The 16,658-nt window shown below is 72.4% G+C and carries 15 protein-coding genes; 12 read left to right on the top strand and 3 right to left on the bottom strand.

Annotated features, from left to right (window positions below; all coding sequences use genetic code 11):
- Window positions 1–564 precede the first annotated feature (564 nt).
- The 7 genes from OG488_RS02295 (at window position 565) to OG488_RS02265 (ending at window position 9,293) form a co-directional block, all read left to right on the top strand.
- Window positions 565–960, top strand: coding sequence for a hypothetical protein (locus tag OG488_RS02295; protein ID WP_329225394.1), 396 nt, complete (start codon window positions 565–567; stop codon window positions 958–960).
- Between the two features lie 35 nt (window positions 961–995).
- Window positions 996–1,568 carry a 2Fe-2S iron-sulfur cluster-binding protein gene (locus tag OG488_RS02290; protein ID WP_329225392.1) on the top strand — a complete coding sequence of 191 codons (573 nt, stop codon included), beginning with the start codon at window positions 996–998 and terminating at the stop codon, window positions 1,566–1,568.
- Complete coding sequence (locus OG488_RS02285; RefSeq protein WP_329225390.1) at window positions 1,565–2,560, top strand: FAD binding domain-containing protein; 996 nt, start codon at window positions 1,565–1,567, stop codon at window positions 2,558–2,560. The genes OG488_RS02290 and OG488_RS02285 overlap by 4 nt, the downstream gene beginning before the upstream one ends.
- Before the next feature lie 28 nt (window positions 2,561–2,588).
- Window positions 2,589–4,685, top strand: a complete 2,097-nt coding sequence (locus OG488_RS02280; protein WP_329225388.1) for a xanthine dehydrogenase family protein molybdopterin-binding subunit — start codon at window positions 2,589–2,591, stop codon at window positions 4,683–4,685.
- Window positions 4,686–4,839: 154 nt separating this feature from the next.
- Entirely contained in the window at window positions 4,840–5,337 is a 498-nt protein-coding gene (locus OG488_RS02275; RefSeq protein WP_329225386.1) for an ATP-binding protein, read from the top strand.
- Between the two features lie 148 nt (window positions 5,338–5,485).
- Window positions 5,486–6,892, top strand: a complete 1,407-nt coding sequence (locus tag OG488_RS02270; RefSeq protein ID WP_329225384.1) for an NADP-dependent succinic semialdehyde dehydrogenase — start codon at window positions 5,486–5,488, stop codon at window positions 6,890–6,892.
- A 22-nt stretch (window positions 6,893–6,914) separates the two neighbouring features.
- Window positions 6,915–9,293 (top strand): phosphoketolase family protein, encoded by a 2,379-nt coding sequence (locus OG488_RS02265; protein WP_329225383.1) that lies wholly within the window; start codon window positions 6,915–6,917, stop codon window positions 9,291–9,293.
- Between the two features lie 75 nt (window positions 9,294–9,368).
- On the opposite strand, the gene OG488_RS02260 is transcribed toward OG488_RS02265, so the two are convergent.
- Window positions 9,369–9,776, bottom strand: coding sequence for a hypothetical protein (locus tag OG488_RS02260; protein WP_329225381.1), 408 nt, complete (start codon window positions 9,774–9,776; stop codon window positions 9,369–9,371).
- Between the two features lie 111 nt (window positions 9,777–9,887).
- Window positions 9,888–11,003, bottom strand: coding sequence for a baeRF3 domain-containing protein (locus tag OG488_RS02255; RefSeq protein WP_329225379.1), 1,116 nt, complete (start codon window positions 11,001–11,003; stop codon window positions 9,888–9,890).
- Between the two features lie 137 nt (window positions 11,004–11,140).
- Here OG488_RS02255 and OG488_RS02250 point away from each other — a divergent pair, with 137 nt between their 5' ends.
- Window positions 11,141–11,635: a DUF1269 domain-containing protein gene (locus tag OG488_RS02250; RefSeq protein ID WP_329225377.1), complete on the top strand. Its 495-nt coding sequence runs from the start codon at window positions 11,141–11,143 to the stop codon at window positions 11,633–11,635.
- Between the two features lie 85 nt (window positions 11,636–11,720).
- Window positions 11,721–13,073, top strand: coding sequence for a glutaminase A (gene glsA, locus OG488_RS02245; protein WP_329225375.1), 1,353 nt, complete (start codon window positions 11,721–11,723; stop codon window positions 13,071–13,073).
- 3 nt (window positions 13,074–13,076) lie between these two features.
- Here glsA and OG488_RS02240 read toward each other — a convergent pair whose 3' ends face one another.
- The gene (locus OG488_RS02240) at window positions 13,077–13,898 is read right to left on the bottom strand and encodes an endonuclease I family protein (protein ID WP_329225373.1); all 822 of its coding nucleotides are present in this window, start codon (window positions 13,896–13,898) and stop codon (window positions 13,077–13,079) included.
- A gap of 212 nt (window positions 13,899–14,110) precedes the next feature.
- Here OG488_RS02240 and OG488_RS02235 point away from each other — a divergent pair, with 212 nt between their 5' ends.
- The 3 genes from OG488_RS02235 to OG488_RS02225 all read left to right on the top strand — a co-directional run bounded on the left by OG488_RS02235 (window position 14,111) and on the right by OG488_RS02225 (window position 16,634).
- Window positions 14,111–14,317, top strand: a complete 207-nt coding sequence (locus tag OG488_RS02235) for a hypothetical protein (RefSeq protein ID WP_329225371.1) — start codon at window positions 14,111–14,113, stop codon at window positions 14,315–14,317.
- 70 nt (window positions 14,318–14,387) lie between these two features.
- Complete coding sequence (locus tag OG488_RS02230) at window positions 14,388–15,545, top strand: methyltransferase (RefSeq protein ID WP_329225369.1); 1,158 nt, start codon at window positions 14,388–14,390, stop codon at window positions 15,543–15,545.
- 201 nt (window positions 15,546–15,746) lie between these two features.
- Window positions 15,747–16,634: an oxygenase MpaB family protein gene (locus OG488_RS02225; protein ID WP_329225368.1), complete on the top strand. Its 888-nt coding sequence runs from the start codon at window positions 15,747–15,749 to the stop codon at window positions 16,632–16,634.
- Window positions 16,635–16,658 lie beyond the last annotated feature (24 nt).

The following is a 16,658-nucleotide window of genomic DNA, read 5'->3' as shown; positions in this document are numbered from 1 at the left end:
GCTTGGCGCATACCCCGCGGAATCGATCACAGACAGCCGTTGACATGAATTCATGTTTTATGACGACGTCACGGTAAATGTGTTTCATGCGGCTTATCTCCCTCCTGTCGGCGCCGTGTGAACCGGCGACGGCCGAGGGGACAGGCAGGACACTGCCCATGTTTCCCCGGCACACACCGGGTACGAGATCTTTCGCGGGCCTGCCCGCCCGAGCCGTCGCTCGTGTCGCCGACACGGAGCCGTGGGGTGAGCCTTGAGGGAGTCCCCGGACCGCTGGAGGAAGACGATGGGACCTGGAACACCGCCCGGAGCGCCGGCAGGCGCCCGGCGGCGATCCTCCGGGCAGAGGAAGAGCCCCGATGGGGCGGGAGACGCGTGCCGTGGCGACGCGCCCCGGCGTGGTCGTCGTGACGTCCCGCGCGGGCCGCTGACACGCGTCGCGCGCGAGCTCTCCGCCGCACACGCTCCGGGGTCCTCCCTCCTGAGGGAGGACCCGTCACACGATCGGCCCCAGCGGGGGGTCGCCGAGCAGCGCTCAGACGTCCCCAGTGAAAGGAATCCAGGGTGAACAGCACGCAGGAACAGACGCAGGAGCACCAGGAGAGCGGTGACGTCGTGGTGGCGGTGACCGGCTGCCCGAAGGAGGACGCGCGCACGGTGTTCGACGTGCTGCGCCGCTCGTTCGACTCGGACCGTCCGGCGAGCGACACGCCCGAGGACGCCTCGGACACCCGCCCCACCGTGTGGACCGCGACCGTCGACGTCTCCGAGGCGAAGCCCGGCCCCGGGCCCGCTCAGCTCTCCGTGCCGGTGATGGTCGAGGCGCAGGGTGGCTACTGGGCGGTCGACCGTCTCCGTAAGCACCTGGCGGACGCGTTCACCGTCCGGCTCGTCGGAACGGCGGCGGGCGACCAGGAACAGGAGATCCGCCTGCGGCTGGAGAGCCACCGCCCCGCCTGACCACCGCACCACCCGATCCCGGAAGGTACGCGCACATGAACGCCACCCCGGGGACCGTCGACGAGGGAGCGGCGCAGGCGCCGGCCCCGGACGACTGTTCCACCTTCACGCTGCACGTCAACGGCACGGCACGGACGCTGACGCTCGATCACCGCACCACCGTGCTGGACGCGCTGCGTGAGCATCTCGGTCTCACCGGCGCCAAGAAGGGCTGCGACCACGGCCAGTGCGGGGCCTGCACCGTCCTCGTCGACGGCCGGCGCGCCAACAGCTGCCTCCTGCTCGCCGTCGCGCAGCAGGGCGCCCGCATCACCACCGTCGAAGGGCTGGCCGAGGGTGACCGGCTGCATCCGCTGCAGGCGGCCTTCGTGGAGCGGGACGCGCTGCAGTGCGGCTACTGCACCCCCGGACAGATCTGCTCCGCCGTCGGCATGCTCGGTGAGGCCGAGGACGGCTTCCCCTCCCACGTCACCCCGCCGGAGGCTCTCGCCACCGGCGGGCCGGCCCCGCTCGGTGCGGACGAGATCCGCGAGCGGATGAGCGGCAACCTCTGCCGGTGCGGCGCCTACCCCCGCATCGTCGAGGCGATCGAGGACGTGGCCCCGTGAAACCCTTCGCCTATCTGCGCCCCGGATCCGTGGCCGAAGCCGTCCGCGCGGTAGCCGGGCACCCCGGCTCCCGGTTCCTCGGAGGGGGGACCAACCTCGTCGACCTGATGAAGCTCGGGGTGGAGTCGCCCGCCCTGCTCATCGACGTCAGCCGTCTGTCCCTGGACCGGGTGGCGCGGACCGACGACGGCGGCCTGCGGATCGGGGCGACCGTGCGCAACAGCGACCTCGCCGCCCACCCCGACGTACGGAGCGACTACCCCGCCCTCACACAGGCCCTGCTGGCCGGTGCCTCCGGGCAGCTCCGGAACACCGCCACCACCGGCGGGAACCTGCTCCAGCGCACCCGGTGCCCGTACTTCCAGGACGTCTCCAAGCCCTGCAACAAGCGGATCCCCGGATCGGGCTGCCCGGCCCGGGAGGGAGTCCACCGCGACCTCGCGGTCCTCGGCCACTCCCAGGACTGCGTCGCCACCAACCCCTCGGACATGGCGGTCGCGCTCGCGGCGCTCGACGCCACCGTGCAGCTGCACGGGCCCGAGGGGGAGCGGACGGTGCCCCTGACCGACTTCCACCGGCTGCCCGGCGACAACCCCGACCAGGACACGGTGATCCGCCCCGGCGAGCTGATCACCGACGTGGTACTGCCACCGCCGCCCGCCGGTGCCGTCTCGCTGTACCGCAAGGCCCGGGACCGTGCCTCGTACGCCTTCGCCCTGGCCTCCGTCGCGGCCGTGCTGAGCGTGCGCGACGGCCGTGTCGACCGGGTCGCGCTCGCCTTCGGCGGGCTCGCCCACCGGCCGTGGCGTGCCCGGGTGGCCGAGGACGTGCTGCGTGGGTCCCACCCCACCGAGGACGCCTTCGCGCGCGCGGTGGAGGCCGAGCTCGCGGCCGCCAGGCCCCTGCGCGACAACGGCTTCAAGGTGGACCTGGCCCGCCGGCTGGCCGTCGGCGCCCTCACCGAACTCACCGACCGGACCGCACCCGCCTGATCAGCACCCAGAACCGAGGACTTCCGTCATGAGCGAGACCCCCCAGGCGCTCGGCGCGCCCGTCGTCCGCCGCGAGGGCCGGGACAAGGTCACCGGCACCGCCCGCTACGCCGCGGAACACCCCGAGTCCGGCTGTCTGTACGGCTGGATCGTCCCCGCCACCGTGGCGAGCGGCCGTGTCACCGCGATCCGCACCGCCGACGCCCTCGCCGTGCCGGGCGTGCACACCGTCCTGACCCACGACAACGCGCCGCGACTGGAGGAACCCGACGACCCGATCCTCGCCGTGCTCCAGGACGACCGGGTGCCGCACCGGGGCTGGCCCGTCGCCCTCGTCCTGGCCGAGACCCTCGAATCGGCGCGGGCCGGCGCGGCGGCCGTGCACGTCGAGTACGCCACCACCGGCCACGACGTCGTCCTCACCGGCGACCACCCGGGCCTGTACACCCCCGAGGAGGCCAACGGCGGCCACCCGGGCCTGCGTCAACGCGGGGACGCCATGCGCGCGTTCGAGGCCGCGCCCGTCTGCATCGACGCCGTCTACACGATGCGGGCGCTGCACAACCACCCCATGGAACCGCACGCCTCCACGGCCCGGTGGGCCGACGGGCACCTGACCGTCCACGACTCCAGCCAGGGCTCGACCGCCGTACGCAACAGCCTCGCCCAGGCCCTCGGCATCGACCGGGACCACGTCACCGTCCTCTCCGAGCACGTCGGCGGCGGCTTCGGCTCCAAGGGCACTCCGCGCCCCCAGTCCGTCCTCGCCGCGATGGCGGCGCTGCACACCGGGCTCCCGGTCCGGCTCGTCCTGCCCCGGCGGTACATGCCGGCGATCGTCGGACACCGCGCACCCACCCTGCAGCGCGTGCGGTTGGGTGCCGGCCGGGACGGCGTCCTGTCGAGCGTCTCCCACGAGATCGTCACGCACACCTCCCGGATCAAGGAGTTCGTCGAGCAGGCCGCCGTACCCGCCCGCATCATGTACGCCTCGCCCCACAGCCGCACGGAGCACCGGGTCGCGGCCCTCGACGTGCCCAGCCCGTCGTGGATGCGCGCACCGGGGGAGGCCTCGGGGATGTACGCGCTGGAGTCGGCCATGGACGAGCTGGCGTGCGCCCTCGGGATCGACCCCGTCGAACTGCGCCTGCGCAACGAACCTCCGGTGGAACCCGACAGCGGGCGTCCCTTCAGCAGCCGCAACCTCGCGGCGTGCCTGACCGAGGGCGCCCGGCGCTTCGGCTGGTCCGGCCGGGACCCGCAGCCCGCCACCCGCGAGGAGGGGCCCTGGCTGCTCGGCACCGGGGTTGCCTCGGCGACGTACCCCGTCCTCGTCTCTAAGTCGACGGCGTCCGCCCAGGCCGCCCCGGACGGCTCGTACCGCGTCGGGGTCAACGCCACCGACATCGGCACCGGAGCCCGCACCGTCCTCGCGCAGATCGCCGCCTCGGTCCTCGGGACGTCCCCCGAGAACGTGCGGGTCGACATCGGCAGCAGCGACCTGCCCACCGCGTCCGTCGCGGGTGGCTCCTCGGGCACCGCCTCCTGGGGCTCCGCCGTCCACAAGGCGGCCACCGCGCTGGTGCGGCGGATCGCCGCGCACACCGGGCCGATCCCGCCGGAGGGCATCTCCGTCACCGCCGACACCGGGGAGGAGACCGCGCAGGAGTCCCCGTACTCCCGGCACGCCTTCGGCGCGCACTTCGCCGAGGTGGCCGTCGACTCCCTCACCGGCGAGGTGCGCGTCCGCAGACTGCTCGGCGTCTACGCCGCCGGACGCATCCTCAACTCCCGTACGGCCCGGTCCCAGTTCATCGGGGGCATGGTGATGGGCCTCGGCATGGCCCTCACCGAGAGCAGCACCATGGACCCGGCCTTCGGCGACTTCACCGAGAGCGACCTGGCCTCCTACCACGTGCCGTCCTGCGCGGACGTCCCCGACATCCAGGCGCACTGGATCGACGAGGACGACCCGCACCTCAACCCCATGGGCAGCAAGGGCATCGGCGAGATCGGCATCGTCGGAACCGCGGCCGCGATCGGGAACGCCGTGCGCCACGCCACCGGCGCCCGGCTGCGCGAACTGCCCCTCACCCCGGACAGGCTCCTGCCCTACCTGCCGTGACACCCCGTGGCCGGGCCCTTCGGTTGCGCAACCGGCCCCCCGGGGTCACCCTGATGAGTGACCCAGAAGTGATTACTGCTCACGCTTCGTGTTCGGGGGTCGTTGGTTCAAACGGGGTGAAGCACGTGAGCCCTCGCAGTGAGGAGCCTCGACGATGACCGTTCCACTCGACCGGCACTATCTGGTCGAACTGCAGGTGTCGGCAGAGCGCATTTCCCAGTTGCGGCGCATAGTCGCCGCACACCTTCGTCACTGGAGTCTCGACCTGCACGTCCGGCCCGTGTGCCGGGCCGCGGAAGAGCTGCTGACGAACGTCCAGCGACACGTCGGCGACGACCGGCACTGTGTCGTCGAACTCCGCTGGACCGGCCGGCACCTGACGGTGTCCGTGGCCGACGACGACGCCCGGATGCCCCGGCTCCTCGACGGCGGTGGCGGCGGCCTGAGCCGTGTCATGGCCCTGAGCGACAGCTGGGGCACCTGCCGCACCGCCGACGGCAAGGTCGTCTGGTTCACGCGCTACGCCGAGACGCCGTGCACCACCGGGCTGCTCCCGCGTACGCCGCTCCCCGGCGGCCTCACGTTCCTCGGCGGCCCGGCCGAGGACGGCACGAGGACCGGCGGGACCACGCCGGTGGCCGAACTGGTGTGACCGGAAGCCCGACGCCGGCCCGGCCGGCGCGGACGGTGTGCCCTCGGCACGCATGATCCGCGCCGGCCGGGTACGTGTGCGTGGGGGCCGAGTCGCGCGCCGCCGCACGGCGCGGGACGGTCGGACAACAGAGCAAGGAGGCACTGCCATGCCCATCGCGACGGTCAACCCCGCGAACGGCGAGACACTCAGGACGTTCGACGCCCTGGACGAACAGGAGACGGAGCGCAGGCTCGCGGCCGCGCACCGGGCGTTCCGCGGCTACCGCACCACCGGCTTCGCCGAGCGCGCCCGCCTGCTGAACCGGGCGGCCGATCTCCTCGACGAGGACCAGCGGGACATCGCCCGCACCATGACCATCGAAATGGGCAAGCCGGTCAAGGCCGCACGCGCCGAGGCCGCCAAGTGCGCCAAGGCGATGCGCTGGTACGCGGCCAACGCCGAACGCCTGCTCGCCGACGAGCACCCCGACGACACCGACGTGAAGGACTCCGGTGCCGCGCGTGCCCGGGTCCACTACCGGCCGCTGGGCGTCGTCCTCGCCGTGATGCCGTGGAACTTCCCGCTCTGGCAGGTCATGCGCTTCGCCGCCCCCGCCCTCATGGCGGGCAACACCGGTCTCCTCAAGCACGCGTCCAACGTGCCGCAGACGGCCCTCTACCTCGAGGACCTGTTCACCAGGGCCGGATTCCCCGCCGGCTGCTTCCAGACGCTCCTCATCGGCTCCGGCGCCGTCGAGGCGGTCCTGCGCGACCCCCGGGTCGCCGCGGCGACACTCACCGGCAGCGAGCCGGCCGGCCGCGCCGTCGCCTCCGTCGCCGGTGACGAGGTGAAGAAGACCGTGCTGGAACTCGGCGGCAGCGACCCCTACCTCGTCCTGCCCTCGGCCGACGTCGAGAAGGCCGCCGGGACGGCCGTGACCGCCCGCGTCCAGAACAACGGCCAGTCCTGCATCGCGGCCAAGCGCTTCATCGTCCACGCCGACGTGTACGACGCGTTCGCCGAGCGGTTCACCGCAGGGATGCGCGCCCTGGCCGTCGGCGACCCCCTGGAGGAGTCCACCGACGTCGGACCGCTCTCCAGCGAACAGGGCCGCGCCGACCTGGAGGAGCTGGTCGAGGACGCCCTCGCCCAGGGCGCCACCGCACTGTGCGGCGGCGGCCGGCCCGAGGGGCTGGACCGCGGCTGGTTCTACGAGCCCACGGTGCTCACCGGAATCACCCCGGACATGCGCATCCACCGCGAGGAGACCTTCGGCCCGGTCGCGACGCTCTACCGCGTGGCGGACCTGGACGAGGCCGTGGAGCTGGCCAACGACACCCCGTTCGGGCTCAGCTCCAACGTCTGGACACGTGACGAGGGGGAGATGGACCGCTGCGTGCGCGACCTGGAGGCCGGCGGAGTCTTCTTCAACGGCATGACGGCGTCCCACCCCGCACTGCCGTTCGGCGGGGTGAAGCGCTCCGGCTACGGGCGGGAACTGGCGGGCCACGGCATCCGCGAGTTCTGCAACGCCACCACCGTCTGGTACGGACCCGCCCCCGACGCACACTGAGTCCTGCCCAGGGAGACGCCTCATGACCGACGCCCGCACACCGCCCGCGCTCTCCGACACCGAGGTCGCGGCGCTCGACGCGCACTGGCGGGCCGCCAACTACCTGGCGGTCGGCCAGATCTACCTGATGGCCAACCCGCTCCTGGAGGAGCCCCTGGCCCCCGAGCACATCAAACCCCGGCTGCTCGGCCACTGGGGCACCTCACCCGGGCTGAACCTGGTCCACACCCATCTCAACCGGGTGGTCAAGGAACGGAACCGGCAGGCGCTCTGCGTCTGGGGGCCCGGCCACGGCGGCCCCGCCGTCCTCGCCAACTCCTGGCTGGAGGGCAGTTACGAGGAGACGTATCCCGACGTCGGCCGCGACCGCGCCGGCATGGGCGCCCTGTTCAAGCAGTTCTCCTTCCCCGGCGGTGTGCCCAGCCACGTCGCCCCGGAGACCCCGGGCTCCATCCACGAGGGCGGCGAGCTGGGCTACTCGCTCGCCCACGCCTACGGCGCCGCCTTCGACCACCCCGACCTCCTCGTCGCCTGCGTCGTCGGGGACGGAGAGGCGGAGACCGGGCCCCTCGCCACGTCCTGGCACTCCAACAAATTCCTCGACCCCGTGCACGACGGAGCCGTCCTGCCGATCCTCCACCTCAACGGGTACAAGATCGCGAACCCGACGGTGCTCGCACGGCTGCCCGAGGACGAACTCGACGCGCTCCTGCGCGGATACGGCCACGAACCCCTCCACGTCGAGGGGGACGACCCCGCCGCGGTCCACCGCGCCATGGCCGCCGCCATGGACGTCGCCCTGGACCGCATCGGGGAGTACCAGCGCGCGGCCCGCGCCGGCGGCGCGTCCACGCGTCCCCGCTGGCCGATGATCGTGCTGCGCACCCCCAAGGGCTGGACCGGGCCCGAGGACGTCGACGGACTGCCCGTCGAGAACACCTGGCGCGCCCACCAGGTCCCGCTGCCCGGTGTCCGGGACAACGCCGACCACCTGCGCCAGCTCGAGGAGTGGATGCGGTCCTACCGGCCGCAGGAGCTCTTCGACTCCGAGGGACGGCCCACCGCGCAGGTCCTGGAGTACGTCCCCGAGGGTCCGGCGCGGCTCGGATCGACGCCGTACGCCAACGGCGGGCTGCTCCTGCGGGATCTGCCGCTCCCTCCCCTCGAGCGGCACGCCGTGCGGGTCGACAGGCCGGGGACGGTCCTGCACGAACCCACCCGGATCCTGGGCGGGCTGCTCCAGGACGTCATGGCGGCCACCGCCGGCCGCAGGGACTTCCGGGTCGTGGGCCCCGACGAGACCGAGTCCAACCGCCTGGGCGCGCTCTACGGGGCGACCGGCAAGGCGTGGCAGGCGGAGATCCTCCCGACGGACGAGCACCTGTCCCGTGACGGCCGGGTGATGGAAGTCCTCTCCGAACACCTCTGCCAGGGCTGGCTGGAGGGATACCTCCTCACCGGACGGCACGGCCTGTTCTCCTCGTACGAGGCCTTCGCCCACATCGTCGACTCGATGGTCAACCAGCACATCAAGTGGCTGCGCACCTCGCGCCGGCTGCACTGGCGCGCGCCCGTCGCCTCGCTGAACTACCTGCTCACCTCGCACGTCTGGCGTCAGGACCACAACGGCTTCTCGCACCAGGACCCCGGGTTCGTCGACCACATCCTCAACAAGAGCCCCGAGGTCGTCCGGGTCTACCTGCCGCCGGACACCAACACCCTGCTGTCCACCGCCGACCACGTGCTGCGCAGCCGCGACTACGTCAACGTGATCGTCGCCGGCAAGCAGCCCGGCTTCGACTGGCTCACCCTCGACGAGGCGCGCGCGCACTGCGCCCGGGGCGCCGGTGTGTGGGAATGGGCCGGCACCGAGGACGGCAGCCGCGAGCCCGACGTGGTGCTGGCGTGCGCCGGGGACGTACCCACGCTGGAGACGATGGCGGCGGCCGGGCTGCTGCGGCGTCACCTCCCGGAGCTGGCCGTGCGCGTGGTCAACGTCGTCGACATGACCCGGCTGCTGCCGCACGACGAGCATCCGCACGGCATGCCCGACGCGGAGTTCGACTCCCTGTTCACACGGGACAAGCCGGTGATCTTCGCCTACCACGGCTATCCCTGGCTGGTGCACCGGCTCGCGTACCGGCGTGCGGGCCACGCCCATCTGCACGTCCGGGGCTACAAGGAGGAGGGGACCACCACCACACCGTTCGACATGGTGGTCCGCAACGACCTCGACCGCTACCGGCTGGTCATGGACGTGGTCGACCGGGTGCCCGGACTGGGGGTCCGTGCCGTGGCGGTGCGGCAGGCGATGGCGGATGCCCGCACCCGCCACCACGACTGGATCCGGGAGCACGGCACGGACCTGCCCGAGGTGGCCGACTGGTCCTGGGAGGGGTGACCGGCTCTCCTCTCCGACGCACCGCGGCCGGCCTGCTTCCTCGCAGGCCGGCCGCGGTGCGTGTGGGACGGACGCTCAGCTCACGGTCGTGCGCACGACCGGCGAGACGGCCCCGCCGCCGGCGATCCGGAGGGCGTTCTCGCCCTTCATGCCCAGCTTCACGCGCAGGCTGTACTCGCCGCTGCGGAGGGTCCTGATCGTGGCGGGCAGGGACACCCAGCGCCTGCCCTGCTTCTGCTGCAGGGTGACGGGGGTGCCGGAACCGATGTTGCGGGCGGAGCCGTGGATGCGGAACTCCTGCCAGGCCGCGACGGTCCGAGCCGTCGCGTAGGCGGAGAGGGCCGGCCGGGAGGCCAGGTCCTGGGCGCGCTCCCCGGACGGCGGCGCGGGGACACCGGACGACGCCGCGGCCCCGCCCACCGCGCCGGTCAGTACCACCGCCGTCAGCAGGGCTGCCGCCGACGCGCGCCTGAATCGGTCCATGAATGGCTCTCCTTCGTTCACGGCGTGATCAGCGAGATCAACGCGGTGAGATCGACTTCGGAGCGCCAAACCTAGACATAATTCACATAATCCTTACGTAGGGACACGCGCTCAGAAGCGAAGAACCGCCGCGAGCCGCCCGTGGCCCGCGAGGGAGTCGTCGGCGACGAACGCCACCTCGCAGCCGTTGTCCAGCGCCGCTTCGACGAGTTCGTCGACGATGTCCTCGCGGACCTGGCCGTCCGTGGCCGATGTGACGTCGGCGCCCACCGGCTCCAGGTGTCCGTCCGTGACCCTGACCGTCTGCTCGAAGTGCTCCTCGACCGCGACCAGGCCCGCCCGGCCCTCCCGTACGGCCTGCCACACCTCGTCCAGTCCGCCGGCGAACGAGCGGCTGCTGTGGGCGTTGTCGAGCCTTTCCCGGATCCGGGCGGCCGCCTGCTCGCGCCAGCCCTCCAGGGCCGGGTCCAGCTCCTTGAGCAGCTCGGGCACGGTCGTCTCCGCGGTCGTCCCCTTCGCGACCCTCCCGACGGCGGACTTCGCGCTCTCGCCGACCTCGTCGAGAAGGGAGAGCGCGGGCGGGAGCCCGACCACGAACAGCGGGCGCGGGTCCGCCGCCAGGACCGCGCGCAGCTTCTCGTCGACCGTGCGCAGGAAGTTGCGGGCGTCCTCGCTGCTGTAGGTGCTCGGGGTGTCGCCGATCCGCTCCTCGCGCTGCGGGTTGGGCGCCTCGTGCGGGGCGGTGAGCGGGAACCCGTCCCTCGTCTCGGGGCGCAGCCCGTCGTTCGTGCCCGAGAAGAGGGAGGCGTGCTCCGCGGAGAGGGTGAGGACCCAGAACAGCTGCGCTCCGGCCTTGGCCGCGACCAGGTTGCGGGTGAGGTAGCTGTCGCTGAGGACCACGCGTGCGGGGGCCGTGCGCGGCAGTTGCCAGATCTGGTACTCGTCCGTGTCGGCGAGGACGACGAGGGACTCCAGGGCTCGGCGCTGGTCCACCTCGGCCACCGCGCGGTCGAGCTGTGCCTTCACCGCGGCCCGGGCCTCGGCGGTCACGCGGGGATCGGCGTCCAGCCGGTTGCCCGCCTCGGCCACGAGGTTCCGCAGGCGCACGACGTCCTGGGCGTTGTCCGGCGCGCGGCGGTGGGTCGGCATCGTCAGGGACAGGGCCGGATAGGGCCTGGTCGCGCGAAGTGTCTGCAACAGGTCCGGCGTCAGGGCGTCCGTATCCATCGTTCCCTCCCGGAGGGGTTCTGGTCCGCGGTGCTGGAGCCGCCCCTGGTCGTGGAGCGGGTCGTTCGACGAGTCAATTCATACCTTTTGATCCTAATATGGGCGAGTTATTCGCTTATCTTCCGGAGGTGCGTGCGATGTCCACGCTCACTGTGTGGAAGTTCCGGACGGCCGAGGGCGCGGAGAACGTGGAGACGGCGCTGAAGGCCCTCCAGAAGGAGGGGCTGGTCAGGATCCTCGACGCCGCCGTCGTGACCTGGCCGGCCGAGCGCTCCAAGCCGAAGACGAAGCAGCTGCTCAACCTCGTCGGCGCCGGAGCGCTGAGCGGAACCTTCTGGGGGATGCTCTTCGGGCTCATCTTCCTGATGCCGCTGCTCGGCGCGGCCGTCGGCGCCGCGGCCGGGGCGCTCGGCGGACGGCTCGCCGACGTGGGCATCGACGACGAGTTCATCGCCGAGGTCAAGGAGAAGGTGACCCCGGGCACGTCGGCACTGTTCCTGCTCACCATGGACGAGGTCCCCGGCCGCATCAGCGAGTCGCTGCCCGGCGGCGGAGCCGAACTGCTGCACAGCAACCTCGACACGGAGCGCGAGGCCAAGCTCCGCGAGATCTTCGGCGACGAGACCGAATGACCGGGGAGGGCGCGCTCCCGGAGGATCCCTGGCGGCACGGGGCGGGCCGCCCGCGACCCTCCGGGCGGCACGGGGCGGGCCGCCGGTGAGCGCGTCCGAGGCCGTCACGGACGCGCTGCGCGATCTCCACCTCCGTTTCGCGGGAGTGCGCGACGGGCGGCGGGCCGACTACATCCCGGAGCTGGCCGGGTCCGATCCCGACGACTTCGGACTCGCCCTGGTCAGCATGGACGGGCACACCTACAGCGCGGGCGCGGCGGACACCCCCTTCACCCTGCAGTCGGTGTCCAAGCCGTTCGTCTACGCCCTCGCGCTGGCCTCGCTCGGCCTCGACGAGGTGGGCCGCTGGGTGGGCGCCGAACCGAGCGGTGAGGCGTTCAACGCCATCAGCCTGGAGCCCCGTACCGGCCGGCCCGCCAACGCGATGGTCAACGCCGGCGCGATCGTCACCACCGCCCTGGTCCCCGGCGGCCGCGAGGTCCCCGCCTTCGACCGCATCCTGACCTGCCTCAGCCGGTTCGCCGGGCGGAAGCTGGACGTCGACGAGGAGGTGTACGCCTCCGAGGCGGCGACCGGCGACCGCAACCGGGCGCTCGCCTACCTGATCCGCAGCACGGGGACGCTGCCCGTCGATCCGGTCGCCGCGGTGGACACCTACTTCCGGCAGTGCGCGGTGCGGACCACCGCCGTCGATCTCGCGGTGATGGCCGCCACCTTGGCGTACGGCGGCGTCAATCCGGTCACCGGGGAGCGGGTCGTGTCCCCCGAGGTCGCGGCGCAGGTCCTCGCGGTCATGGCCACCTGCGGGATGTACGACGCCTCGGGCGAGTGGCTGCTGAAGGTCGGGCTGCCCGCCAAGAGCGGGGTGTCGGGTGGTCTGATCGCCGCCGGGCCGGCCCGCTTCGGCCTGGCCTCCTACAGCCCTCTGCTGGACACGGCGGGGACCTCCGTGCGCGGCCACGCGGCGCTCGGGGCGCTCTCGGAACGCCTGGGGCTCCACCTCATGAGGAATCCTGCGCTGCCGGGCTCCACCGTCACGCTCGTCACCACCGCCGACGTACTGCCCTCGGCGCCGACCGGCCGGCACGAGCGCGCCCTGCGGGAGCGCGTGGGTGTCGTCGCGGCCCAGGGCGCCCTCGACTTCACCGCCGCCGAGCGCGTGCTGTACGCCCTCGACGAGGCGGGTCCCGAGCGGGCCGTCTCCGTGGTGCTCGACCTGCGCGAGGTGACCGGCGTCGATTCCGTCGCCCTCGAGCTGCTGCACGCCGGTCTGTCCCGGCTGGCCCGTGAGGGGCGGAGTGCCGCCGTCGTCGATCCCGGCGACCGCCTGGGTCCGCCGGACCTGGTCCGGGAGCGGACCGGCCAGGACCTGCCGCGCTTCGGCACCCCCGAGGAGGCCGCGGCGCACTGCGCGGAGGTCATGGCCGGTCCGGGATGAGCCCTACCAGATGGCCTCGACCCACTCGGGGTGGTCGATGAACGGGTTCCGGTTGTGCTGGAACTGCTCGAATATGACCTCGTTGCGGTTCTGCTCGAAGCTGTCCGGCGGGTCCTCCTGGCTCCACGCCTTCAGGACGGAGAGCCGCCCGATGTTCGGGGCCGAGCCGTTGCTCACGCTGTCGTTCGGCTCGAGGTCGGCGAAGGCGTCGTCGCCCTCGTACCGCACCGCCATGTAGAGGATCATCCGGGCGACGTCACCCTTGACCGCGTCACGCGGTTCGAAGGAGTCGCCGTCGGTGTAGTTGCCGGGCGCCCCCGAGACGGCGCTGCCGCCGTTGTCGAAGTCCTTGTTGCCGCGGATGGAGTTGACCTGGACGTCCTCGGGGCGCAGGTGGTGGATGTCGGTGCCGGGTCCGGTCGCGGTACCGAAGTCGCCGTGCGACTTGGCCCAGACGTGCTCCCGGTTCCAGTCACCGGTGTCGCCGCCGTTCCCGCTCTTCGCCTGCGAGCGGCCGGTGTAGAGGAGGATCACGTTCGACGAGTTGGCCGGATCCTCGTCGGTGGCCTTCAGGGCGTCCCACACCTGGCTGTAGGAGAGCCTGGTCTGGTCGCTGATGATCGTGTGCAGCGAGCTCTTGAGCGCGGTGCCGGTCTTGCCCAGAGCGTCCTGGTAATAGGTGTCGTCGAGCGCGGCGGCCGGCGACGCGGAGTCGGCGGCCGTGGGGGTGGCGGCGGGAGCGGTGGCCGCCACGCCGGTGAGTACGGCGATCGAGGCGGCGGTGGCGAGTAGTGGACGCGCGTAGAAACGGCGGCGAACGGACATGTGGGGTGTCCTCTCCGGGGCGGCGAAACGGTGTCGTGGTGGCCGGATGCTGTCTGCTCGGTCGGGAGCCTTCCACACGCACGGTGCCGGTCGTGTGAACGTTGCGTAGTCATCATGTGCAGGTCAAGTGACAGCTTCGCCGGGCTCGCCGGGGCAACGGATGCGCCGATGCCGCCCCGGCGCGAGAATTGCCGCAAGGACGAGGAGGCGGTATGAGCGAAGAGCCCGAATTCGTATCAGCGCCGGACGTACGAGGGGTGACCCCCGACCGTCTGCTGCACACCGGCGGCAACGATCAGCCCACCGCCGAGGATCTGGTGCTCGCCTCCGGGCGGGACCTGACCCCAGAGAGCCTCGAGTGGGCACGGCGCAGGCTGTCCGAGGAAGGCCGGTCGGCCATGGACAAGCGGCTCCCGTAGACCCCGGCGGCATCCCCGGAGCGGGGAGCGTGCGGGGCGCTCCCCGCCACTCGGTTAGCCTGAACGCAATATGAACCGTTTGACGACGTCACAGGGCGAATTCGATCTCGCCCGCTTTCCCGAGAACCCGCGTGACCCGCTCCGTGCGTGGGACGCCGCCGACGAGTACCTGCTGCGCCGGCTGGAGGGGGCGGAGGGGAGCGAGCCGATCCCGCTCTCCGGCACCGTGGCCGTCGTCGGGGACCGCTGGGGCGCGATCACCACCGTGCTGGCCGCGCACGGCCCCGTGCAGATCACCGATTCGTACCTCGCCCGCCGGGCCACCGGGGCCAATCTCGCGCGCAACGGCGTGGCACCGGACTCGGTGCGCATCCTCTCCGTCCGCGACACGCCGCCGGACCGCGTCGACCTCCTGCTCGTACGGGTGCCCAAGAGCCTCGCGCTCCTGGAGGACCAGCTCCACCGGCTCGCGCCCGCCGTGCACGCCGGCACCGTCGTCATCGGCACCGGCATGGTCAAGGAGATCCACACCTCGACCCTCAAGCTGTTCGAGCGGATCATCGGCCCCACCCGCACCTCCCTCGCGGTGAAGAAGGCGCGGCTCATCTTCTGCACCCCGGATCCGGCCCTGCCCAGGACCCCCAGCCCGTGGCCGTACCACTACGACCTGCCCGACGACGTCGGCGCGGTCTCCGGCCGAACCGTCACCAACCACGCCGGGATCTTCTGCGCCGAACGCCTGGACATCGGCACCCGCTTCTTCCTGAAGCACCTCCCGCAGCGCTCGGGGCCCGACCGTGTCGTCGACCTCGGCTGCGGGAACGGCGTAGTGGGCACGTCCGCGGCCCTCGCCAACCCCGATGCCGCCGTCACCTTCATCGACGAGTCGTACCAGGCCGTCGCCTCCGCCGAGGCGACCTTCCACGACAACGCAGGGCCCGACGCCAAGGCCGACTTCCTGGTCGGCGACGCGATGGAGGACGTGGCCCCGGGGAGCGTGGACCTCGTCCTCACCAACCCGCCGTTCCACTCGCACCAGGCGGTCACCGACGCCACCGCCCGGAACATGTTCCACGGTGCGCGCTCCGCGCTGCGCCAGGGCGGGGAGCTGTGGGTCGTCGGCAACCGGCACCTCGGCTACCACACCCAGCTGCGCCGGATCTTCGGGAACTGCGTCACCGTCGCGGGCGACCCGAAGTTCGTCGTCCTGCGGGCCGTCAAGCGCTGAACCGTGCCGGGGTGCCGTCCCTCCTGCGACAGGGCGGCACCCCGGACGTGGGCCGCGCGGCAGGGCCCTCCCCGGAACGCGCGCGGTTGCGGTATCCATGGAACTGCGTGGAGAGCGCCGTGCCACGCGTCACGACCGCGCCCCGTCACGAGGACCGGTCACGAGGTCCAGGTTCCGCCGCCGAACGGAAGGCACGAGCCGATGCGCGATCCAGACCCGGGACTCTTCGGCCCCGGCTCCGTCACCTGGCAGATGCACGGGGACCCCATGATGTGGGTGGCCGGCGTCCGCGCCCTCTACCTCCAGGCCCTCCACCCGCGCGCCGTCCGCGGCGTGATGCAGAACTCCGACTTCCGTGACGACGCCTGGGGCCGTCTGATGCGCACCGCCGACTTCGTCGGCACGCTCACCTACGGCACCACGCGGTCCGCCGAGAAGTACGGCGCCCGTGTACGCAGGATCCACCGGCACCTCAAGGCCACCGACCCGGACACCGGCGAGGTCTACGGCGTCGACGAGCCGGACCTGCTGCTCTGGGTGCACTGCGCCGAGGTCGACTCCTACCTCCAGGTCCAGCTCCGTTCCGGCTTCCGGCTGACCGCGGCCCAGGCCGACCGGTACATCGACGAACAGCGGGAGTCCGCCCGCCTGGTCGGCCTCGACCCGGCGGACGTCCCCGCCACGACGGCGGCCCTCGCCGCCTACTTCGCACAGGTCCGGCCCCAGCTCGCCGCCGGCCCGGAGGCGTCCGACGTCGACGACTTCCTGCGCGACCCGCCGGTCCCCGCCCTGCTGGCGCCCGCGCGTGCCCTGGTCTGGCGGAGGGTGGCCGCACTCGCCTACGACTCCCTGCCCGCATACGCCCACGAGCTGTACGGCAGGCCCGCACCGCCGCGGGCCGGGGTCGACCGCCGCCTGCGTGTCACGGGAACCGCCCTGCGCCTTGTCCCCGCCCGCCTCCGCTGGCGCCTGCCGCCCCGGCACGTCCTCAGGGCGATGGCACGGCTCGGCCCCGGCAGCCGACCCGCCCCGTACGGACTCCGTGGAGAGGCAGCCATACTGGACGGGCCGGGGAGGGCACAGCGGTAGCGGGCAGTGAGGCAGACGGGGGCG

It is taken from the genome of Streptomyces sp. NBC_01460 (assembly GCF_036227405.1).
Taxonomy (GTDB): Bacteria; Actinomycetota; Actinomycetes; order Streptomycetales; family Streptomycetaceae; genus Streptomyces.
The sequence above is the reverse complement of the archived record's forward strand: the minus strand, read 5'-3'. Positions and strand labels throughout refer to the sequence as shown.